Origin of the sequence: Gilvibacter sp. SZ-19 (assembly GCF_002163875.1) — a bacterium.
In the GTDB taxonomy this organism is placed as follows: domain Bacteria; phylum Bacteroidota; class Bacteroidia; order Flavobacteriales; family Flavobacteriaceae; genus Gilvibacter.
In genome coordinates this window covers 895933-919586 of record NZ_CP019333.1, presented here as the reverse complement: position 1 = coordinate 919586, position 23654 = coordinate 895933, and the positions used below count along the sequence as shown (strand labels likewise).

At 44.9% G+C, this 23654-nt stretch carries 14 protein-coding genes; 3 read left to right on the top strand and 11 right to left on the bottom strand.

Annotation, left to right across the window (positions count from 1 at the left end; translation table 11 throughout):
* Nucleotides 1-30: 30 nt before the first annotated feature.
* The 3 genes from rpsB to rplM all read right to left on the bottom strand — a co-directional run bounded on the left by rpsB (nucleotide 31) and on the right by rplM (nucleotide 1777).
* Nucleotides 31-789, bottom strand: coding sequence for a 30S ribosomal protein S2 (gene rpsB, locus BTO09_RS04175; protein WP_087523498.1), 759 nt, complete (start codon nucleotides 787-789; stop codon nucleotides 31-33).
* Nucleotides 790-938: 149 nt separating this feature from the next.
* Nucleotides 939-1325 (bottom strand): 30S ribosomal protein S9, encoded by a 387-nt coding sequence (gene rpsI, locus BTO09_RS04170; protein WP_087523496.1) that lies wholly within the window; start codon nucleotides 1323-1325, stop codon nucleotides 939-941.
* Entirely contained in the window at nucleotides 1325-1777 is a 453-nt protein-coding gene (rplM, locus tag BTO09_RS04165) for a 50S ribosomal protein L13 (RefSeq protein WP_087523494.1), read from the bottom strand. The genes rpsI and rplM overlap by 1 nt, the downstream gene beginning before the upstream one ends.
* Nucleotides 1778-1981: 204 nt before the next feature.
* On the opposite strand from rplM, the gene BTO09_RS04160 reads away from it, so the two are divergent.
* On the top strand, nucleotides 1982-4639 hold the full coding sequence (locus tag BTO09_RS04160) for a DUF5916 domain-containing protein (RefSeq protein ID WP_087523492.1): 2658 nt from the start codon (nucleotides 1982-1984) through the stop codon (nucleotides 4637-4639).
* A 3-nt stretch (nucleotides 4640-4642) separates the two neighbouring features.
* On the opposite strand, the gene polA is transcribed toward BTO09_RS04160, so the two are convergent.
* From polA to BTO09_RS04125, 7 genes are all read right to left on the bottom strand, one after another.
* The gene (gene polA / locus BTO09_RS04155) at nucleotides 4643-7474 is read right to left on the bottom strand and encodes a DNA polymerase I (protein ID WP_087523491.1); all 2832 of its coding nucleotides are present in this window, start codon (nucleotides 7472-7474) and stop codon (nucleotides 4643-4645) included.
* Between the two features lie 160 nt (nucleotides 7475-7634).
* Entirely contained in the window at nucleotides 7635-10838 is a 3204-nt protein-coding gene (locus BTO09_RS04150; RefSeq protein WP_087523489.1) for a tail fiber domain-containing protein, read from the bottom strand.
* 239 nt (nucleotides 10839-11077) lie between these two features.
* Nucleotides 11078-14356 carry a tail fiber domain-containing protein gene (locus BTO09_RS04145; RefSeq protein WP_087523487.1) on the bottom strand — a complete coding sequence of 1093 codons (3279 nt, stop codon included), beginning with the start codon at nucleotides 14354-14356 and terminating at the stop codon, nucleotides 11078-11080.
* Between the two features lie 149 nt (nucleotides 14357-14505).
* Nucleotides 14506-16416 carry a histidine kinase dimerization/phosphoacceptor domain -containing protein gene (locus BTO09_RS04140; protein ID WP_087523485.1) on the bottom strand — a complete coding sequence of 637 codons (1911 nt, stop codon included), beginning with the start codon at nucleotides 16414-16416 and terminating at the stop codon, nucleotides 14506-14508.
* Nucleotides 16416-17105 carry a LytTR family DNA-binding domain-containing protein gene (locus BTO09_RS04135; RefSeq protein WP_087523483.1) on the bottom strand — a complete coding sequence of 230 codons (690 nt, stop codon included), beginning with the start codon at nucleotides 17103-17105 and terminating at the stop codon, nucleotides 16416-16418. Before BTO09_RS04135 ends, BTO09_RS04140 begins: the two co-directional genes overlap by 1 nt.
* Nucleotides 17106-17432: 327 nt before the next feature.
* Entirely contained in the window at nucleotides 17433-18422 is a 990-nt protein-coding gene (locus BTO09_RS04130; RefSeq protein ID WP_087523481.1) for an isoaspartyl peptidase/L-asparaginase family protein, read from the bottom strand.
* 9 nt (nucleotides 18423-18431) lie between these two features.
* Nucleotides 18432-21353: a GH92 family glycosyl hydrolase gene (locus BTO09_RS04125; RefSeq protein ID WP_087523479.1), complete on the bottom strand. Its 2922-nt coding sequence runs from the start codon at nucleotides 21351-21353 to the stop codon at nucleotides 18432-18434.
* Between the two features lie 89 nt (nucleotides 21354-21442).
* Here BTO09_RS04125 and BTO09_RS04120 point away from each other — a divergent pair, with 89 nt between their 5' ends.
* Together BTO09_RS04120 and BTO09_RS04115 are read left to right on the top strand one after the other, a co-directional pair.
* The gene (locus tag BTO09_RS04120; protein WP_087523476.1) at nucleotides 21443-22678 is read left to right on the top strand and encodes a metallophosphoesterase; all 1236 of its coding nucleotides are present in this window, start codon (nucleotides 21443-21445) and stop codon (nucleotides 22676-22678) included.
* A 55-nt stretch (nucleotides 22679-22733) separates the two neighbouring features.
* Nucleotides 22734-23030 carry a co-chaperone YbbN gene (locus BTO09_RS04115; RefSeq protein ID WP_087523466.1) on the top strand — a complete coding sequence of 99 codons (297 nt, stop codon included), beginning with the start codon at nucleotides 22734-22736 and terminating at the stop codon, nucleotides 23028-23030.
* Here BTO09_RS04115 and BTO09_RS04110 read toward each other — a convergent pair.
* Nucleotides 23014-23652, bottom strand: coding sequence for a polysaccharide deacetylase family protein (locus BTO09_RS04110; protein ID WP_087523464.1), 639 nt, complete (start codon nucleotides 23650-23652; stop codon nucleotides 23014-23016). The two genes, BTO09_RS04115 and BTO09_RS04110, sit on opposite strands and share 17 nt — an antisense overlap.
* Nucleotides 23653-23654: the final 2 nt, after the last annotated feature.

Genomic DNA, 23654 nt, shown 5'->3' with positions numbered 1-23654 from the left:
ACTTGAACGGTTTGGCCGCTCAAACTAAATTTATTCTTCTTCTTTTTTGGCAGCTTTAGCTGCTTTTGGAGCTGCTTTAGCTTCTCCTTCTTTAGAGGCTTTACGCTCTTCCAAACCTTCGATGATCGCATCAGAAACCTGAGAAACGATCTTGTCAATACTCTTAGAAGCATCGTCGTTAGATGGAATCACATAATCAACTTCGCGAGGGTCGCTGTTGGTATCTACCATAGCGAAGATCGGAATGTTCAATTTTTGTGCCTCTTTAACTGCAATGTGCTCACGAGTCGTGTCCACGATGAACAAAGCACCTGGCAAACGGCTCATGTCAGAGATAGAACCTAAGTTCTTTTCCAACTTAGCACGCAATCGGTCTACTTGCAATTTCTCCTTCTTAGAAAGAGAGTCGAAAGTACCGTCTTGCTTCATGCGATCGATAGCTGACATTTTCTTAACCGCCTTACGGATGGTTACAAAGTTGGTCAACATTCCACCAGGCCAACGCTCGGTGATGTACGGCATGTTTGCTTTGCTTGCTTTGTCTGCAACGATGTCTTTTGCTTGCTTCTTAGTAGCAACAAAAAGGATCTTGCGTCCGCTAGCGGCGATCTTTTTAAGCGCCTCGTTAGCTTCTTCAATTTTAGCAGCAGTCTTGTACAGGTTGATGATGTGGATTCCGTTGCGCTCCATATAGATATAAGGAGCCATGTTTGGATTCCATTTACGAGTGAGGTGCCCAAAGTGCACCCCGGCGTCGAGTAATTCTTTTACTTCGATTTTCTTTGCCATTTTGTTTTAGTTTACGTTCTGTCTAGATAGCAACGCACCCTATGGGGTGGTTTAGATGCTAAACTAACTTTCTACCTAAAGGCAGAAATAACAGCTTTTCAATAATAAATGAACGGTTGGCACTTGCCGCTTGAGGCAAGTGCGGCCAATTAACGTTTAGAGAACTGGAATTTCTTACGCGCTTTCTTCTGTCCGAATTTCTTGCGCTCTACCATTCTTGGATCTCTAGTCAACAAGCCTTCTGGTTTAAGGTTTGCACGGTACTCCTCGTTTACTTCGCACAAAGCTCTTGAGATCGCCAAACGAACAGCTTCTGCTTGTCCGGTGATTCCACCTCCGTATACGTTAACGTTAACATCGTAGTTTCCTTCGTTGTCAGTCAACATGAACGGTTGGTTCACTTTGTAACGTAGTGCGTCTGTAGTAAAGTATTCATTCAATGAACGCTTGTTTACAGTGATGTTTCCTTTTCCTTCTGAAACATAAACGCGAGCAACGGCAGTCTTTCTTCTACCAATCTTGTGAATAACTTCCATTACTTTTCGTTAAGATTAATTGTTTTTGGTTTTTGTGCTTCCTGTCCGTGTTCTGCTCCGGCGTAAACTTTAAGGTTTCTGAACAATTCAGCACCTAGTTTGTTTTTTGGGAGCATGCCTTTTACAGCTTTCTCAACAACACCTGCAGGATTCTTTTCTTTCAACTCTTGAGCAGTAAGTGAACGCTGTCCACCTGGATAACCCGTATGACGGATATACGTTTTATCGGCCCATTTGTTTCCAGTAAGTACTACCTTTTCGGCATTGGTGATGATCACGTTGTCACCACAATCCACGTGAGGGGTGTAGCTAGGCTTGTGCTTTCCTCGTAGCAATTTTGCAACTTCAGAAGCCAAACGACCTAACGTCTGTCCTTCAGCATCAACGTGCAACCACTCTTTGTTTACAGTGTTTTTGTTAGCAGATGCTGTTTTATAACTTAATGTATCCACCCTTTTAATTTTTTGTATTAAACATTCCTTATTTGGACAAAATCGGGGTGCAAATGTACTATTATTTATTTGAATAACAAGCGGTGAAGACTTAAAATGCAGAGGCCTCTACAAGGACGGTTCGGTGTTAAACTTCTATTAAAATAATCTTAAAAACTGTCACGTTCCGAAACAATCGGTGTCCTTTAGTCAAACTAACTGACAATGTTGCGTACCCTTTCACTAACCGCGGCACTATTTTTTGTGTCCACAAGTGCGCTTTTTGCGCAAGATTCTATTTACGCTAAACGCTCCTATACCACTACTTCCATAGGCGACACAACTCCACCTAAGATAGACGGTCTTATAGACGATGCGGCTTGGGATTTGGTTGAATGGACCACAGATTACGTAGAGTTTCAGCCCGATGTAGGTACCCCTCCGAGCGAACAGACCAAAATGAAGATCGTATACGATCAGAAGAATTTATATGTGGCCTTTAGGTGTTATCAAGAAGATCCATCGACCATTGAGCGTCGTATGGGGCGTCGTGATGATTTCCCGGGGGATTGGGTAGAGATCAATTTAGACAGCTTCGGAGACGACAGGACAGGTTTTAGTTTTACGATCTCAGCCAGCGGCGTTAAGGGCGATGAGTTCATTTCTGAGAACGGCAATTTTGACGACAGTTGGAACCCGATCTGGTATACCGATGTCAATGTAGACGACGAAGGTTGGACAGCAGAGATTAGAATTCCGCTGAGTCAATTGCGTTTTGGAAATGACTACGAACAAGTTTGGGGTTTGCAATCAACCCGGCGTTACTTTAATAATGAAGAGCGTTCCTTGTGGCAGCCTTTACCGGCAAATCCGCCAGGATGGGTAAGTGAGTTTGGCGAATTACGAGGGCTTATCGGGCTGCAGCCACAAAAACAATTGGAGATCCAGCCGTATACCTTGGCGCAATTAGATACTTACGAACCGCAACAGGGTAACCCGTTCCGCACGGGAGAAGACACTAAGTTCACCGGCGGTTTGGATTCCAAGATAGGGATCACCAATGATCTTACTTTAGATCTAACCATTAACCCGGACTTTGGTCAAGTTGATGCAGATCCTGGTGCCATTGCCTTAGACGGTTTTGAGATCTTTTTTCAAGAGCGTCGTCCTTTCTTTGTTGAGAACAAGAATGTTTTTGATTTCCGTTTGGGAGGAGGCGCCGACAACGTATTCTTTTCGCGTAGAATTGGACGAAGTCCGCAGGGATTCACTACGGCTAGTGGAGCTCGTGGGGAATTTGCAGATGTCCCGATCAACTCGACCATACTCGGGGCGGCTAAATTCAGTGGAAAGACCAAAGACGGTTGGGCTGTGGGGGTTTTAGAAAGTGTAACTGCCAAAGCGGTGGCAGACATTCAGCTCAGCGACGACCAAGATGTATTGGCCAGTATAGAAGAGCTGGGAGAGGCAAGAGAAGAGGTGGTTGAGCCTCTGACCAACTATTTTGTGAGTCGTGTTCAAAAAGACTTCAATGATCGGAATTCTTATATAGGAGGAATCTTTACCGCCACGCACAGAAATATGGAAGACCGACTGAATTTCCTGCATTCTCACGCCTATTCCGGAGGGATCGATTTTAAACACAATTGGAAGGACAGAAAATATTATGTAGAAGGTAGCACCGTCCTCAGCTCTGTTCGAGGAAGCGCAGAAGCAATTGCCCGCACACAGACCTCTTTGACTCACCTGTTCCAAAGGGTGGATGCAGATCATGTGGAGGTTGATCCTAATCGCACGAGTTTAACGGGAACTTCGGGTCGCTTTGAGATCGGAAGACAAAGCGGTGACTGGCGCTATAATTTTGGAGGTAACTGGCGTTCTCCAGAGTTGGAACTTAACGATATTGGGTTTTTGCGCCAGGCAGATGACATACGTCAATATGCCAATGTGCGCAGGTTCTGGAACAAGCCAACATCCTGGTTCAGACAGGCCAATCTAGGTTTCAATCAGTTTACGTCTTATGATTTTGAAGGCAATTACAACCGCATTCAATACGAGGTGAACGGTTTTATCAATTGGAAGAACAACTGGTGGACAGAGGTAGGAGGAGCACATAAACCGCGGATCTTTACCAATACCTTCTTGCGCGGTGGGCCGCGTTGGCGATTCAGTCAGGAGAATTTCTTCTTTCTTTTCTCTGGGACCGATCAGCGCAAGCGCCTCAGCGGTACGCTTGGTTATGTACATTCGGATGCGAATCAGAACAACTTCCAGTTCAGACGCTATGTGTTGAGACTGCGGTATCAGCCAATAAATTCCTTAAGTGCTTCTTTGGATGTAGAATACGAGAAGAATCCCAATAAGACCCAATACGTGTCAGAAACACTATTTGGGCAAACGCCGAGGTATATCTTAGGAGAGATCGATAACGAATCACTCAGTACTACTTTGCGTGTCAATTATAACATCAATCCAAACTTAACGATACAGTATTACGGACAACCTTTTATTTTCAAGGCGAGTTTTACCAATTTCAATTATGTGAATGACGCCACTGCAGTAGATCTCAACGAACGCGTTACTTGGTACGACGACAATCAGATCTCTTTTGCAGATGGACTTTATTCAGTAGATGAGGACCGCGACGGAAACACCGATTACGCTTTCGGGAATCCAGACTTTGCTTTTGTACAGTTCAGATCGAATTTGGTGTTGCGTTGGGAGTATATTCCCGGCTCTGAGATCTTTTTGGTCTGGTCGCAAGGCATCACTGGGTTGGGTGATCCTAGCAACGATTTCAATACCATCATTGACAATCAACTCTTGCAGCAACGTCCGCAGAATACCTTCTTGATCAAGGCAACCTATCGCTTTGTACTTTAAAAATTAGTGGGCTTCGAGCCAGTTTTGGCCGAGACCCATATCCACTACCAACGGTACAGCTAGTTTATAGGCAGACTCCATTTTTGAACGGATCATTGCGCTGACCTGCTCCAGCTCTGGCTTGTAGACATCGAATACCAATTCATCGTGAACTTGCAAGAGCATTTTAGTGCGGTAATCTCCAGCTTCAAGTTCTTTGTAGATCTCGATCATAGCGATCTTAATGATGTCTGCAGCACTACCTTGAATAGGTGCGTTCACTGCGTTGCGCTCCGCAGCACCACGAACCACGGCATTGCGACTGTTGATATCCTTTAAATAACGACGCCGCCCTAAAACCGTTTGCACATAGCCATTGTCTCTAGCAAAATCTACCTGTGCTCCCATATAGTCACGAAGCTTTGGGTAGGTCTTGTAATAAGTTTCTATGAGTTCTTTAGCTTCCGTTCTATTCAGGTCGGTTTGGTTACTCAGACCAAAGGCAGATACGCCATAAATGATCCCAAAGTTCACCGTTTTGGCATTGGAGCGTTGTTCTCGCGTCACCTCGCTAGGGTCCACCCCGAATACTTTGGCCGCAGTCGAGGTGTGAATGTCTTCGCCTTTGTTAAAGGCATCGATCATATTGTCCTCTTCGCTCAAAGCAGCAATAATGCGTAACTCAATTTGCGAGTAATCTGCTGCGAGTAGCACATGCTCTTCATCTCGAGGCACAAAGGCTTTTCTAACCTCGCGCCCGCGTTCGGTGCGAATAGGAATGTTCTGCAGGTTCGGATTATTGCTACTCAGTCTGCCTGTGGCCGCGACTGTTTGCATATAATCCGTATGCACGCGCCCGCTCACCTCAGAGACCTGCAGCGGTAGCGCATCTACATAAGTACTTTTGAGTTTGCTGAGTCCGCGGTAGCTTAAAACATCGCGGATGATCTTATGGTCCTTTGCCAAATAAGAGAGTACATCTTCTGCAGTAGAGTACTGGCCAGTCTTGGTCTTTTTAGGCTTGTCCACCAATTGCAACTTTCCGAATAAGATGTCTCCCAACTGACGTGGTGAGGCAATGTTGAACTCCTCTCCAGCCGCCTCGTAAATATCGGCCTCTAATTTCTTGATATCCGTATCTAAGGCTCCGGAGAGCTCTCCCAAGAAATCTTTGTTGAGGTTGATTCCTTCAAGCTCCATGGCAGCCAATACCCGCAAAAGCGGAATTTCTATCTCTTCAAATAATTTCTGAGTATTGGCCTCTTGCAGCTCTTGTGCAAAATGTTGCTTGAGCTGTAAGGTAATGTCAGCATCTTCTACGGCGTACTGGGTTTGCTTGTCCAGCGGAACATCGCGCATAGAGCGCTGGTTCTTTCCTTTTTTGCCAATGAGCTCCTCGATCTTAATGGGCGTATAGTTCAGATAGGTTTCAGCCAGTACGTCCATATTGTGGCGCATGTCCGGATTGATCAGGTAATGTGCCAACATGGTGTCAAAAAGTGGTCCTTTTACGGGCATGTTGTATTTAGCCAGTACCTTGATATCGTACTTTAAGTTTTGCCCGACCTTTTCTATGGCTTCGGATTCAAAGAAGGGACGGAATTGCTCCAAGAGCACTTGGCATTCGGCTTGGTCGGCAGGGAAGGGTACATAGTAGCCTTTTCCTACTTCCCAAGAAAAGGCAATTCCGACCAGTTCGGCCACTAACGAGTCCAAGCCTGTGGTCTCGGTATCAAAACAAACACTGCTTTGTTTGAGTAGTTTGTCGATCAATAATTTGATACCTAATTCGGTGTCTACGCTTTGGTAAAAATGATCGGCCACCGCGGCAGTCTGTCTGCTAGAGCTTGAAGTTGCTGTCTCGGGGGCATCACCTTGGGCATCAAATAAGGAGAATTGCCCAGCACCAGCTGTTTTATTTGTTTTTGGTGCAGCTGCTTTTGGTGTTTCTGCGGTATTGGTTGCGGCAGCTTCTTGGTTAAAGGTCTTTAAAAAGTTGTCTATCAGACGTCTGAATTCCAATTCTTCAAAAATGGCTTTTACCGCCTCTATATCGGGTTCTGAAAGCTCAAAATCCTCCGCATCGAATTCTACGGGGACATCCAATAGGATTTTAGCCAATTCTTTAGACATAAGACCGAGTTCTTTTGCACCCTCGACCTTCTCTTTCATTTTGCCTTTAAGCTGATCGGTATTGGCCAAAAGACCTTCCATAGAACCAAACTCCTTGATGAATTTCTTGGCAGTCTTGTCACCAACTCCCGGTAAGCCCGGAATATTGTCTGCGCTATCTCCCATCATTCCCAAATAATCAATGACCTGCAACGGATCATCGACCTCAAATTTGGCCTTCACCTCTTCGACGCCCCAAGTCTCATATCCGCCTCCAAAAACCGGACGATACATAAATATATTATCGCTTACTAATTGCGCAAAATCCTTGTCTGGAGTAACCATAAAGGTCTGATAGCCTTCTTTTTCGGCCTTTTTGGCTAGTGTCCCGATCACGTCATCGGCCTCATAGCCTTCTTTGACCATGATCGGAATATGCATAGCCTCCAAAATGCGGTAAATGTAGGGTACAGCAAAAAGAATGGGTTCCGGAGTTTCATCGCGATTGGCTTTGTAGTCAGAGAACATCTCGTTACGGACATCGCTACCTCCTTTGTCAAAACAAACCGCCAAATGATCCGGGCGCTCGCGTTTAATTACGTCTAAGAGGGAATTCATAAAACCCATAATGGCAGAGGTGTTCTCGCCTTTGGAATTCACTCTTGGATTTTTGATAAAAGCGTAATATCCCCTAAAGATCAGGGCGTAAGCGTCGACTAAAAACAGTCTTTTGGAATCGGACATAATTGTGGTTCGTTGTTGCGTTTAAAGGTACAAAAACAGCGGCGGAGTCCTTTTAAAAGTTATGAACGATTCTACTAGTTTTAAAACTGCGATCAATAAAAAAAGCCGCTCAAGACTGAGCGGCTTTTCATTGCGATGACCGAGGAGTCGAATGGTGAGATTACTCCTCGTTCTGTGCAACGATATCTTGAGTTGCTGCGGATTTGTTGCCTTCTAAAGCGGCGATACGTGCTTCCAAAGCTTCGTACTTGGCAACTGTTGCTTTTAAAGCAGCATTTTCGGCCTCCAGATCTGCGACATTGTCTTCTAGCGTATTTACCTTTTGCTGCAGTTCTTGAATTCCAGCTGTGAGCAGTGGAGTTATCTTAGCATAGTCTACCATCATTGGCGCCGTTTCAGGATCACTGTCTGGACTGCCAGTTACGGCGTTAGGGTATACCTTTTGAAGCTGTTGCGCTAAAAAGCCCATTTCAACCTGCCCTAAATTGCTTTTGTATTCATACCACTGCGGATTTATCCTTGAGATCATTTCCAATGCGCCGTCTACTTGCTTAAAGTTGGTTTTAAGACGAGCGTCAGAAGTAGTATTGAAAGATACACCTCCAACACTATTGCCTGAAATGCTTCCTCTTATTGTTGACCCGGAGCTGTAGAATCCAACATAGAAATTTCCGGTAGTGGGTAGGCTTGTTCCTAATCGGATTGCTAAGGCATCTGCTCCTGTAGTATTGCTTGTATTGTTTATCTCAGCAATAAAACCAGTCGTATCGACACCTTCTACGTCCAAGATTTCATTTGGTCCAAAAGTTCCTATCCCAACATTACCTCCATTGAAATAAGAACTGCCACTAGAGGTGATTCGAGTTCTAATACCACCATTATAAAGATCAAATACACCAATCGAGCCTGAATTATACATGCGGCCAACAATTCCTCCAGTAGTTGACCCACTTCGCCAGTAAGTATTACCACCTATATTTATGACTCTACTTGTGTTAGCCTCAAAAAATCGTATCCCACTACCTGTAATTGCAAAATCTCCGCTAGAGGTAAGGTTGTGTGTAAGATCATAAAAACTGTGGTTCAAAGTTGTGGTTTGCGTCAGGGTCCCGCCTAGGCCAATTGAGGAGCTGATGTTAGATAATCCGTTGGTTGGGCTAACTAAGCTAGTACCGCTAACCCAACTGACATTACCAACACCATCGGTCTGCATAATTTGTCCGGCGCTGCCTCTAAAAGCAGGGAATGTATAGGTGTTTACTGTCGTGGTTCCTACCGTCAGATCTCCTAAAAAGTAACCGGCATGACCATTAGAAGTCAGCACTTGTGAATAGACCCCGTATTCTGTTCCTGAAAAATCACTACCTATGGTAGTTCGTAAACCATAAAGATTACCACTGCCAGTTTCAAAACGGGCCACATCGGCACCTACATTTCCATAGGTCAAGAATGCAGCTAGTGCAGAACGAGAACTTAAGTTGTAAGAACTTGTCATATTGATATCTAGCCCGTCTCCAGAATCTAATCCAGTAGTGACATCTATGATATCGGAATTGACAGTAGGACCAATAGAAACACTGTTCAGAGTTCCGCTCACCCCTAATTTGTAGTTTCCTCCCACAGTTGTTCCAATTAAAATATTCTCAGTAGTCCCATCTGCAGGATAAAGATAGGCACCACCGTCTGTCCATTCTCCGGAGACAGTTCCCCAGCTGAGCGTTCCAGTTCCGTTGGTCTGTAAGACTTGATTTGCGGCGCCGTCAAAAGCAGGGAATTCATATCCTGTTGTACCAGGATTACCCACTTGTAGTCCACCGTTGATTCTAAAGTCATTGGTTGCGAAATCTCCCCAGATCAAAGGAGAAGTGGTGCTTACGTTATCGATAATCAGTCTATTAGATCCGGTTTCAGTGAGCCCGGCCTGATAGCCTATAAAAACATTGCCCGTACCATTTGCATTTTGTCCGGCAGATGCTCCTATATAAGTGTTATTTAAACCATTGGAGCTATTTAGGCCAGCACTATGGCCAATGTAGGTGTTTCTTGAACCAGTAAGTAAAGACGAGCCACTGCCATAACCGTATGCAGTGTTGTTGATTCCTGTTGTTAAGGAGGTCAATGAAAAAGCACCGGTAGCTGTATTTTGTCTACCACTAGTGGCAGCATCTAAGCTGTTATTTCCAACACCAATGTTATAGCTTCCTGATGTTATTCTATTTAATGCACCGTCTCCGACTGCAATATTATACACAGGCGCCGTCGAGGTAGATACTGTAGCTAAGGTGTTTCGTCCAATTGCAATATTATACGAAGCTCTAGCTAGGCCGGTTAAGGCTGACGAGCCTATTGCGATATTATACACTCCACTTTGATTAGCATTCATGGCGTTGTATCCTAGAGCTACATTGTCTGTTGCTGAACTCACTCCAGACATACTCCCCGAACCTATAGCAGTGTTTCTATCGCCGGTCAAAGTAACTCCTCCTAAAGCGGAATTTCCAACCGCAGTATTGTATGAGCCGGTGTTGGTGTTAGACATGGCATTATTTCCAACAGCCGTGTTGTAAATACCCGTGGTGTTGCGATATAAAGCAAAGGCACCAAAGGCAGAGTTGCCACTAGCTGTACTGTTAAGCGCCAAGGAGTTATACCCAAAGGCAGCGTTTTGAGCCCCAGTGCTATTTGCACGTAAGGCGTAATATCCAAATGCCGAATTGAAACTGGCCGTAGTATTACTTAATAAGGATTGCTCTCCAAAAGCGGCATTATTCCCTCCAGTGGAATTTGCTCTTAGGGCCAATCGACCTACAGCAGTATTCGAATTACCAACGGTATTGGCAAAAAGTGATTGATATCCAATAGCGGTGTTAAAGTTTCCGGTTGTATTTGCGGTAAGAGCTTGTTGTCCGAGAGCGGAGTTATGTACCCCGCTTGTATTGGCGGCCATAGCGAGTCTACCAACTGCAGCGTTTAAATTACCCCCGTCATCATTAGTTCCAGAGCTATTTCCGAGAAAGACAGAAGTTCCGTCATAAATCCCATCGCTTAGTTCATTGATCTGTTCTGCTCCGCCACCAATGCTGTCCCAAGAGGTAGTGCCGTTGTTCCAATAATAAAACCCTGGAGGATTGGTTCCTACTGTGGTGGTCAAATAAACGAGCATTCCGTTTTGGGCTGCGCCAGGATTTACCGATGGGAACTGATCGATCCGAGGGATCAAGATTCCATCTGTATTTGCCGGATTGGTTTGATCCGTAGCCGTTATGTCGAGACTAGCGTTGGGTGCAATGTTGTTAATTCCTACTTGTGCGTGAACGGCAGTCGCTATAAGGCATAGCAATGCCAAACTAATGAGCTTCTTCATGCTGTTGGTTTTAGGTTGTGTTACCGTAACCGAAGTAAGGAGAACTGATGATTGCGGGGGTGCAACTGCTTGAAACAGTTGGTTCTACAATAATACGAGTATTCTTACTAAGCAACTTACGGTTAAACAATAAAATCGATGATCGTATTAAAAAACAGGATAAACCCTGTAAAAAAAGCCGCTCCCCACGGCGGCTTTTCTTCTCAAAACACAATAGTACAATGAAGCACTATCGATTATTATTCGTTGGCCGCTACATTCTTGGGGGAGTCGCCACTTTGTTCAAGTGCGCTAATGCGTGCTTCCAACGCGCGAAATGCAGCCAATTGGGCCTTTAAGGCTTCGTTCTCGGCTTCGAGGGCATTCACTTTGGCATGCAATTCTTTAATACCTGCAGTAAGTAGTGGAGTGATCCTAGCGTAGTCTACCATCATAGGATCCACCCTAGGGTCGCTGTCTTCTTCTCCAGTTACTATTTGCGGTAATACTGTTTTTACTTCTTGAGCAATAAACCCTAATTCTCTTTGGCCAAGATTGGTCTTAAATTCATACCATTTAGGGTTGATCTCCTGTATCATGGACAAGGCATCAGTGACCTCTTCTAAATTGGTTTTAAGTCGCGCATCCGAAGAAGTTACCACCTGAATCCCTGTACCGGCTGCCGTGCCAGAAATACGCCCTGAGACCGTGGCCCCGCTACCTCTGAAAAATCCAATATAATAGGCGGAGGCATTGGGCGAACTAGCGGCTAATCGAACAGAAATCCCATCGGCGGTAGAGTCAGTACTTTCGTTGTAAAAGTCACCTACATATCCAGCGGTGTTATCTACCACGTCCAATTGTTCTTGAGGGTTGGTTATGCCTAAGCCAAATGAACCTCCGTTGATATAACTATCGCCTGTTCCAGCGATTTGAACCGTATTGATTCCGGCAGCATAGGCGTTGATCAAACCTGTGGAGCCTGCACTGGTCAATTCTATAAGGCGCGTCCCGGTAACGTTGGTCTGATTCACTTGCAGCGATCCACCCAAACGCGTATTTCCTGTATTGCTAATTCGGAACTTGGATGTGCCGGCATCTTGTACTTCAAAATAACCTGTTGCACTTAGGTTAAAAATAAGATTGTTGATTCCAGTGGTAATAGTAGTGTTCTGATTCAATGCGCCACCCAAACGAACATCGTCGCCGGTTTCTGTGATCCCATTGCTGGCCGTGGTGCTCTCAAGACCGCTTAAGGTGGACCAGCTCAGATTTCCTGCAGCATCTGTTACCATGACCTGACCGTTTGTTCCTCGGCTTGCAGGGAATGTATAATTGTTGGCTGTTGTTGTGCCTATGGCCACGTCTCCTAGAAAATATCCTGCGTAGCTACCACTTTTCAATGCAGAACTGTAAATTCCGTAGTGAGTGCCTCCAGCAGAATCTGCTATATCTACATAATAGCCATATTTGTTGCCAATTCCGGTGTCAAAGAACTCTGTAAAAGCGCCATAACGCGTACCGTTTCCACCAGAAGCCCCAAAAAAATTGTACAGGCCATAGAAGGTTCCATTATGTCCTCCCGTAAGGTTGTAATTCTGCACGCCATAGAAGTCAGTGAAACTACCAGCTACGAGGTTGCGCATTCCAACGGCGGTTGTTGTGGTTCCTTGAAACCTGTTAAAGAACCCAATGCTTAAAGAAGAAGTTGAGGTTCCGAAAGAGTTGTCCACGCCAAATAAATACCCAAAGGAGGCAGTCGAAACAGAATTTGAGAATGAGTTAGACACTCCCGAGATCGCACCTTGATTGGTCCTGGTTATGGAATTTAAAATTCCGTAGGTGTTAGTTACCGATGCGCTAGGTGCCGCCTCGTTTATCCTGTTATAGAGGCCGTAAATAAAACCATTACCCGTATTTTCTAGATCGATGGTTCTTGTGCTGGTCGCATCGATATCCAGCGGATAGTTCACCGTAGAGGTGCCGATTCCTACATTTCCGTCGGTAAAGATATCGTCGGATGAGCTGCTTGGAGCTGATGTAGTTCCTTCCTGATACCAATCGGCATCATCTGCTATATTTCCCCAACTGATATTTCCTGCTCCATCTGTTCGTAAAACCTCACCTAGGGCGCCATCAGTTGCTGGAAACTCATAACCTGTACCCGTAGGATTCCCAACCTGGAATGCTCCGTTTACGCGCAAGACGTTGACGTTAAAATCTCCCCAGATCAGAGGTGTGGTGGAATTGGAATTGTCAATGTATAATTTGTTAGATCCGGTTTCAAAATAGCCAGTATTGTAACCGATAAAGACGTTATTGTTGCCTGTTGTATTGTTAAATCCTGTGTTTGCACCCAAAAACACATTGTCACTTCCGCGAGTATTGTTTTCTCCACTTTGGTAGCCCATAAACACATTGAAATCTCCATCTAAAACATTGCGACCGGCATTGAAACCCACAGCAGTATTGTATTGGGCTGTTGTTGCAGTGGTCATAGTTTCCATACCGATCCCAACATTTCCAATACCCGAGCTTAAAGTAGTCAGTGCAGACCCTCCGATGGCTATATTTCGAGATCCCGAAGTGAGACTGCTCAAGGCAACATCTCCTAAAGCCACATTGTATTGGGCAGCGGGGTTTGAAAAAATGTTGCTCATGGTATTACGTCCAATTCCAATATTGTATGAACTACTTACAGCTCCAGACAGTGCTCCGGAGCCTAAAGCAATGTTGTAGTCTCCCGTGGTATTGTTTCTCAAAGCTCCAACACCTACAGCCGTATTTTCAAAGCCTTCTGAATTGCTTAGCAAAGCACTGGTGCCGATGGCAGTGTTAAGTCGTCCTGTGCTGTTGGAGCCCATTACACTATATCCTATAGCTGTATTGTCGTATCCTGTAGTGTTTGCGTCTAAGGCAGCAGCACCAACGGCTGTATTTTGAAATCCGGTTGTGTTGCTCAAACCGGCTTGGAAACCTATCATGGTGTTGTCGTTTCCGGTAGTGTTAGAAGGAAGTGACTGTCTCCCTACAGCTGTATTGCCAAAACCTGTGGTGTTATTGATCATGGCGAGTGATCCTACTGCGGTATTTGAATCTCCAGAAGTGTTGTTAGAAAGGCTAAAGAGTCCGACCCCGACATTAGAGTTGCCTCCATCATCATTTTGGCCAGAGTTTGCGCCTAGAAACAGTGAAGTGCCATCGCTAATTCCATCTGTCAATTCGTTGATCTGCTCCGCACCGTTACCCGTAATAGAATCCCAAGAAGTGGTTGCCTGATTCCAAAAGTAAAATCCGGGTGGGTTGCCCGCATCCGTAGTTGTCAAATAAACCATCATGCCGTGTTGGGCTGCAGTTGGATCTGTAGCCGGAAAAGCATCAATGCGTGGAATCAATAGACCGTCATTGCTGGCCGGGGAGGCTTGATTACTGGCGGCAATATCCAAACTGGCATTGGGTGAAATATTGTTAATTCCAACTTGAGCAGAGACATTAAAACCTATCAGGCCAAAAATCAGGAGGAGTGATAATCTTTTCATGCGGTTGTGTTTTGAGTTTCTGCCGCAGCATAATGTAGGTAAGGGGTTGGGCAAAAAAAGGTGGGGATGTCCTTTTGTTGTCTCTAAAGTAATCTAGCTGAATAGCTTAGCCAATAAATTTTAGTGAAGGCGGCTAATTTTTTAGTGAACTAGCCCAGGAGGTTAAATTTGGTGATCTCCAGGCTCGCTAAAGTGCCTTGTTTAGGGCCGGGTTTGAAAGTGAGATCCGCTTTAAGTTTTTTGGAAAGTGCTTTCATCAGTTTAATACCAAAGGAGCTCTCTGCAACTTCTTCTGGCATACCCTGACCATTGTCTTGAAGTTCTAAGACTAGGGCATCTCCCTTTTTGTCGAAACGCAACTGCATTTCACTCTGATCATCTACTTCTGGAAAGGCGTGTTTTAGCACGTTTGTGATCAGTTCGTTGAGTATTAGCCCTATAGGAGTTATGGTCTCAATGTCCAGGACCATAGGTTTTATGTCTGTTGCATATCGGATGGGCTTATTGGAAAACTGATGGGACTCGAAAATATCTCGCGTGAGATCTTCAAAGTATTCCTTGGTATTTATACCAACCAGCTGATCTTTATTGTAGAGTTTCTGATGGATGAGAACCATAGAGCGCACTCTGTTTTGCGCTTCCTTAATGGCCAATTGTGCTTCTTTATCGTCAATGCTTTCCGACTGCAAATACAAGAGCGAAGACACGATCTGAAAACTGTTCTTTACCCGATGATGTATTTCTTTTAGTAGTACATTTTTCTCGTCTAGCGTGGTTTCAAGTAGTTGTTTCTGCTTGGCGAGTTTCTTATTTTTTTGTCGGTTCTTATACAAGAAATACAAGACCAAGAGCAAGACAATGCCGCCCGCCCACAACAAGGAAGTGAGAATTTTTTTGTTGGCCGCTGTTTGCTGCAACTCCAGTTCTTTTTGTTGCGTCTGGTATTTGACCTCGTAGTCGGCAATTTTGCTAAGAATTTCCGAGTTTCTGAGGCTGTCCTCCATGATCTTCTGATCCATCAGAATTTCATAAGCTCCCTTGTAATTGTCTGTGGCCAAATAGATCTCACGCAACATTTGCCGCTCTCCAGTATTGCTGTACAGATAATTGGCATCTTTAAGTCGCTTAATAGCGTTTTTCAAATAGGGAATTGCCTTTTCCGGCTCTCCGTTTTTCAAATAAGCCCTAGACAAGGCAATGGTACAGACCGATAACGCATTGAAATTATTAAGACTGTCAGATTTTCGAACTATGCGCTCCAGATTGGCTACCGCTTTATCAGAATAGTCGCCCAAGAGTATTTGGTCTATTGGCAAGTGAAAGTCTGGAGTATTGATGGTCTTCTCTTTGTAATAAGCAGAAAGTTCTTCGGTGAAATAAGCCAGCTTATCTAAATCATCTGTTTGCCGAAAGAAGTCCGTTATAAGAAACAACAAAAAACCCCGTCTGGGATGATTGGGGTTATCGGCAATAACCTCCCAGGCCTTTTCCAAATATTCGCCTTGCTGTTTGTAGTTCCCCAAAATATGGGCAATATCTGCACGCATGCGATAAACCATCTCGTAGGAATCGTAAAAACGGTCTTTGTTTCTCACCAATACGGCTTCTGCTCGGTTGGTGTAAAGTGCTGCGGAGTCTGCCTTGGCTACATTGATATAATGACTAGATAGCGACATAAGGGCGTCAAAGATCTTGGGGTCATTTTCTACCATTTCTGCCAATTCCAAGCTTCGCTTTCGCAAAGCCAATGAGTTTTTGGTGTCGCCTTTACGCAAATAAAAAGGAGCGAAATTCAAATTGGAGCTCAGTTCTATGGCTGGTGCATCGGTAATGGAATCGAACATGCGGTGAACCGCTAACGGGTCTTCGGCGCGAATATAAGAGCGCGTCAAATCATAAGCAGCTTGCAGGACTAGCTCTTCATCCAAAGCAAGCACACTGTCAATTTTTCGAGCCAGGTCATTAGGATCCGGTGCTTGTGCATCCGCAGTAGAAACAGTCAATAGAAAGCTTGTAAAGCCAAACAGGAATATTCTAAGGTTGGGGGTTAGCTTCATCATTATCGGGCGCTTATCAAGGATTCAACTTCAGATCTGTTCTTGGCGCTCATGGGCAGATCTTCGTCGCCAAGCATTACGCTATCTTTATTTACTGCTGTAACCTGATCTATGTTCACCACATAAGAACGGTGGATACGTACAAAGCGGTCGTCTGTAAGTCCTTGCATTTGTTTTTTTAAAGTGTGCGGCAGCAAATAGGTCTGCGCCTTGGTCACCAAATAGCAGTAGTTGTCGTAAGCCTTTAGGTATTTAATGTCGGATTTTTCGATTTTGTGGGTTCTACCATTCACACGAATAATAAGTGGGGGAGGCGTCACTTGCGTTTTCAACTTATGCCAGGCCAGTTCAATATTAGAGCGTAAACCTGCTTCGGTAAAAGGTTTGGCAATAAAACCTAGTGGGCGGACCTCCTTAATGCGGTCTATGGTGTTTGGATCGGTCTGAGAAGTGAGAAACAAATAGGGAATTGTGCGTTTGTCTAGCTCTCTTGCCAGTTCTATTCCGTCTTGGTCGCCTTCTAGTTGAATGTCTAATAGCACCAAGTCTGCCTGCTTTTGTCCTAATAATTCCACAGCCGATTCAAAACTATCTGCATCTCCGATCACCTGATAGCCTTGTTTCTCTAATGCCGTCTCTATGGTAACGGCGATTAAAGGTTCGTCTTCTACAATTAGGATTTTAAGTGACATAGCTGATGTAACTGGCGTTAAGCTACTGAAAGTTATCTTTTTCGTGTCATATTTTTAGTCAGAGCCGCTGTTTTTTTAGTGAGGATGGCGTTTTTTCTGACCCTCGCCAGCTAGAAAATAGAAAAGCTGCCATAAATGACAGCTTTTCGCCCCAAATTTGATCGATTACCCGAAGGCATCAACCTACTTATGTAACTCAAAGATAGGAATAATTACGGTTTAGCCGTAATAAAATTTGTACTTCTTCTTGAAAAACAGGTATTTACCCTTGGTCCTTAGGTTTTATGCCTCGGGTCGCCTTAGTTGCTTATACTGTGAGGCTTATCCCTACTTATTGTAAAAGTCTGACTCGAAGTTTTTGTTTTCATCGCCTTGATATTGGGTAGCCCAGAATCCCTTGTGAATTGCGTAATACCCCGTCTCTCCTTTTTTGTTCATGGCAATGTATCCTACCTGAAAGTCCTTGTAGTTACTGCCCGGCTTTTCAACTATGCGTCTTATCGCTTCTTCACAAGCCTCTTGCGGAGATTTCCCTTGACGCATCAGTTCTACAATAAGGAAACTACCAACGGTTTTCACTACCTCTTCCCCAAGGCCTGTGGCTACTGCAGCGCCAACTTCATTGTCAACAAATAAACCGGAACCTATAATTGGGCTATCACCTACACGACCTTGCATTTTATATGCCAGTCCGGAAGTGGTACAACCTCCTGCCAAAGTGCCGTCCTTGTCCATGACCAACATCCCTATGGTGTCGTGGTTCTCTATGTTGATAATGGGTTTGTACTGGGAGGTCTCTTTCCATTTTTCCCAGGCTGCCTTAGATTCTGGAGTAAGGAGATCTTCTGCTTCCAAGCCTATGGACAGTGCGTGCATTTCTGCACCTTTACCGGCTAGCATGACATGGGGAGTGTCTTCCATTACTGAGCGTGCTACCGTTATGGCGTGGGTTATGTTTTGTAGATAAACCACAGATCCACAGTTACCCGTATGATCCATAATACAAGCATCTAGGGTGACATTCCCGTCCCGATCTGGAAGGCCGCCCTTACCCACAGAACTATTTTTAATGTCCGCTTCTTCTATCTTGCAACCGGCTTCGACGGCATCGAGCGCAGAACTGCCTGCAGCGAGGCTGTCCCAAGCTGCCTTAGTGGCATTGTTTACGTTCCAAGTAGCTAAGACTACTGGACCTCCTGGTCCTGCATCTGCTACTTTGTTTTCTTCTGAGCGCTCTGCGCAGCTCATAGCTGCAGCGGGAATTCCTAGGGCCAAACTTCCAAGAGAAGTATTCTTTAAAAATGTTCTGCGTTTCATGGGTTGGGTTTATTCGATTGCTATTTCATCTACAAAGATCCAGGCCTTACCATTGTATGGCGCGCCTAAATGCCACTCGGGCAGATCGCCAAAATTCTTGGCTACTATTTTAATGTAGCGGGCGCTGTAACCACTCATGTCAAAGCTGGCCGTTTCTATCTTACTGTTTTCGTCCTTTTGTCCTGCATTAAAACTTACCGTGGGAAGGTTTTTATAGAATTGCTGCGGATTGGTTGATACATAACACTCCACTTCGGTAGGTAAGAATATCCAACTGCGTTGGTCCTGTAAAAAACTCACCTTAATACTGTCTATTGGTTTTATGCTACCCAGATCTACTATAGCGATCACATCCTGATCTTGATAGCCTTGCCAAGCCCCGGTCCTAAAGTCTTCACTGCCGCGAATTCCATCTATGAGTGCGTCGTTGCCACCGGCATTGTATTGATTGGCAAACTGCGACTCCAAACGGATACTACGGTTAGGATCCACCTTGTAAAAGGCAGTTCGCAGCACAGCGCTTTCCACTGCTCCAACCTTGGCGTAGGTCTCTAAGACAGCATTCTCTGAAATGGTAAATGGGTTGTCATAGGTTTGGAATTCCCCTTGGTCCAAGCGATAATGGATAGTAGCTTCGGCATCGATAGATTCCAATTCTATCAAGGTGTTCTCTTTAAAGGCAATATCTCCGGAGGCAATAAAGGGAGGAGTCACAATAAGTTCGTCGGTAATTGCAGATTTTGGTAAGGCTTCGTCCGCTTTTGCCCAGTCGGACGGATCTGGACCCATTTCAAAGGCAAGCCAGCCACCATCTGTAATTTCATTGTGATATAAGAAGCTTCTCTCTAAGGGTTTTCCGTTCAGACTTGCACTTTGTATGTAATAGTTGGCTTCGGATAAATTGTTGGCCATAACCGTGAATTGCTTGCCGTTCTCCAGATTTATGGTCGCTTTTTCAAGTAGCGGTGTCCCGATGATGTACTGATTGCTCGCCGGTGTTACCGGATAGAAGCCCATCGCACTAAATATATACCAAGCGCTCATTTGTCCGCAGTCTTCATTACCCGAAATACCGTCTGGCGCATTGGTGTAAAGATTACGACCAATTTGCTGCACGTACTGTTGCGTCTTCTCTGGTTTACCGACAAAGTTGTACAGATAGGCCATGTGGTGCGAGGGTTCGTTGCCGTGTGCATATTGCCCAATAAGTCCTGTAATATCTGCCTGATCACGGCCAGAAGTTTCCGTTTTGGCCGTAAAGAGTTCATCCAAATGCACTTCAAATGCCTCTGGGCCTCCCATAAGCTGAATCAAACCGTTAATATCCTGAGGGACATACAAACTGTACTGCCAGGCATTGGCCTCTGTATAATTAAAATTGACCTCATAAGGGTCAAAAGGAGCAAACCATTGGTTTCTAAAGCGACCTTGCATAAACCCGCTGTCTGGGTTATAAACATTCTTGTAATTCTGAGCTCTGCGGATGTAATTCTTGTAATCTTCTTGCTCGCCCATGGCCTCAGCCATTTGGGCAATGGTCCAGTCGTCATAGGCGTATTCCAATGTCTTGGAAACCGACTCGCTTTCTAGTTCCATGGGTACAAAACCAAATTCTTTATAGCCTTCTAAACCTAAATGATCGCGGGTAGCACTGTGTTTCATAGCTTCCAGTGCCAAGGCAGTATCGTAATTGCGCAGGCCTTTCATATAGGCGTCCGCTATAACAGGGATACCGTGATAGCCTATCATACAGCCGGTATAATTGGCGCTGAGGTCCCAAATAGGAATAATGCCACCTTCTTTGTATTTGGCCAGCATAGTGTTTACAAAATCGTTGGTGCGCTCTTGCTCAATGATGGTGTATAAAGGATGTGCGGCTCTGTAGGTGTCCCAAAGAGAGAAGACCGTGTAGTAGTCGAAAGCTGTGGTTTGATGCACTTTGAGATCCATCCCGCGATAGCGACCATCCACATCCTGATACAAATTAGGCGCAAGCATGCTGTGATACATGGCCGAGTAAAAATTATAAAGCGATTCTTCTTCGGAACTTTCAACCACAATTTTCTGCAATTGTGCTTCCCATTTGGCGGCTGCTTCCGTTTTGAGTTGGTCAAAGCTCTTATCGCCCAGTTCAGACTCCATGTTTGCTTTAGCACCTGCCTCATCAACCGCAGATATTCCAACGGACACTAGTAGGGGGCCAGGTGTTTCATTATCAAACTCAAAGGCTGCCTTACGTTTCTTTGTACCCTCTCGTAAAAAGGTGACCTCTTTGACCGCTTTTGAGAATTTGAGATGGAAGTAAAAGCGCTGATCTGTGGCCCAAGCCTCTGAAAAACGATAACCGCTGAATTCGGTATCTGACAGTTGTTCAATCTTATAATCGAGCAATTTATCGCGGTGGTCCAGATCTAAAATGATGAACTGCCCCACACCAGGTTCAAAATCGTATTGATGCATTCCGGCGCGTTCACTTACAGTCAAGCTTACAGTAACTTTGGTGTCGTCTAGCTTTACTTGGTAGAATCCCGGGCTTGCAATTTCATTCTCATGGGAGAATTTTGAACCATAACCCACTTTTCCGTCAGCTCCATTGTTAAAATTCAGGGAATTGGTCGGTGAAAGTAGCAAGTCTCCGTAATCGCTAACTCCTGTTCCGCTTAAGTGGGTGTGTGAGAATCCGTAGATATAATCGTCAGAATAGTGATAACCACTACAACCGTCCCAACCGTCCAAACGCGTATCTGGGCTGAGCTGGATCATTCCAAAAGGTAGTGTGGCTCCAGGGTAAGTGTGGCCATGACCACCCGTACCGATAAACGGATTGACATAGGAGGTAAGGGCTTTTTCTTGTTGAGCAGGGGCTGGGCCTTGAGGAGAACAGCCTATAAGAAAGGTGAGCAGGAGGTAGCCTGTCAGGAGTCGATACATTGCGTTGTTTTGAACGGGAAGTTACGAAAACCGTTAAAAAAAAGTGAAGCCTTTTAACAAGCGTCCTGAAAGCCAGTATCTTTGTTTTTATGAATATAGGATGGATCATCTTCATTGCCATTTATTTGGCTGTCGACGTATACACTTTTCAGGCCATTAAAACAGTAACCGGCAACCGTTGGGTGCACATAGCTTATTTCGCTGTGTCGCTTGTAGTTTTGGGCTTGTTCGTCTATCAGATCTCGGCCATGTCTGGCAATCGGGTGATGACTCCATTGCGTATGTACAGCTTCGGGACCTTTATTGCCGTATTTGTGCCTAAACTCTTTGTACTTGTCATAGTGTTGTTAGGAGAAGATCTGGTGCGGATAGCGGTAGGTTTATACTCCAAGTTCGGCAGTCATGAAGGGAGTTTTTATATGCCTTCACGACGCAAGTTCATAAGTACACTGGCCTTAGGTGCTGCGGCCATTCCATTTGGAGCTTTGTTGTACGGAATGTTCAAAGGACGTTACAATTATCAGGTCTTAAAGTATGAAATGACCTTTGAAGACCTGCCAGATGCTTTTGATGGCTATACCATTACGCAGATCAGCGATGTGCACTCTGGGAGTTTTAGCAATGCGGAGAAGGTTAAATACGCGGTAGATCTGGTTAATGAGCAACAGAGTGATGTTATTCTGTTCACGGGCGATCTAGTTAATGATCTTGCTACAGAAATGCTACCGTGGAAATCGGTTTTTGCTACCTTAAAAGCAAAGGATGGCGTCTACTCGGTCTTAGGAAACCACGATTACGGAGACTATTTCAACTGGACCAATGCCGAAGACAAAAGGCAGAACTTAGAAGATCTCAAGAATATTCAACGAGAAATGGGTTGGGACCTCTTACTCAACGAGAACCGTTTTATTGAGCGTGACGGGCAACGCCTTGCACTTATTGGCGTTGAGAATTGGGGGAAAGGCGGCTTTAAAAAAGCAGGAGACCTAAAACGCGCCTGCGAAGGAGTTGCTCCGGGCGATTTTAAAATATTGATGAGTCATGACCCGTCGCACTGGAGGGCAGAGGTGATACCTCACCAAGATCATTTTCACTTGACCTTAAGTGGACATACCCATGGTATGCAGTTTGGGATAGAGATCCCTGGACTGGTGCGTTGGAGTCCGGTAAAGTGGCGTTATGATGAATGGGCTGGAATCTACGAGCAGGCGGGGCAATACATCAATGTCAATAGAGGATTCGGATTTATCGGGTATCCCGGACGTGTTGGAATCTGGCCAGAAGTGTCTGTGATCACACTGAAAAAAGGGCCTAAAACCGTATAATCGCCTCAAAACACTATATTTGTATTACTGATCACCAATCTCATACGGGAATCATATGTCAAAATTTGGAGAATTAATAGAAGCCGACATTCCTGTACTCCTCGATTTTTATACCGAATGGAACGAGCCTTCAACGGCTATGCATCCCGTTTTGCGTGATGTAGCTGCTGCTTTGGGTGACAAGGCCAGAGTGATTAAGATCGATGTGGACAAGAACAAAGAGTTGGCCGATGCCTTACGCGTTAAAGGCCTTCCAACCTTGATGATCTATAAGAACGGGGAAATGAAATGGCGTCAGAGCGGCGAGCAAGACGCAAATACCTTGATCGGCCTGGTTAAGGAATACATTTAAACGCAAATCCCTTTTCACTAAAATACTTGAGTACTTCGGGTAAGGCTAGTTTGAGTCTTGGCCAAGCTTTTTTGCTGTCGTGAAATACCACGATACTTCCTGCTTGGGCGTTATCGATCACATGTTTAGTACAGGCTTCCGGGGTCAATGCTGTATCAAAATCCGCAGAGAGCACATCCCACATAACAACCTGAAAGCCTTTTTTCTGTAAAGCTTTGGCCTGTTTGGAACGCAATTGCCCATAAGGAGGTCTGAATAGTTTATGAATTTCTTGTCCCGCCTCCAATTCCATAAGGTTTTGGCAACTGTCTACTTCTCTTAAGTAAGCTACCAAAGGTGTTTTCCAGCCTTTGACATGATGCATGGTATGATTCGACACGCGGTGACCCCTAGCTATCAATTGCTCAAAGATGTCAGGATGTTTACGCACATTGTCGCCTATACAGAAAAAGGTGGCCTTTGCATTAAAGTTCGCTAAGGTGTCCATGACCCATGGCGTCACTTCCGGGATGGGGCCATCGTCAAAAGTGAGGTATAAAACCTTATCTGCTGTATTGATACTCCAGAGGCGCTTCGGGTAAACCGCTTGAAGCACTTTAGGCATTTTTACAGCATATTTCATCA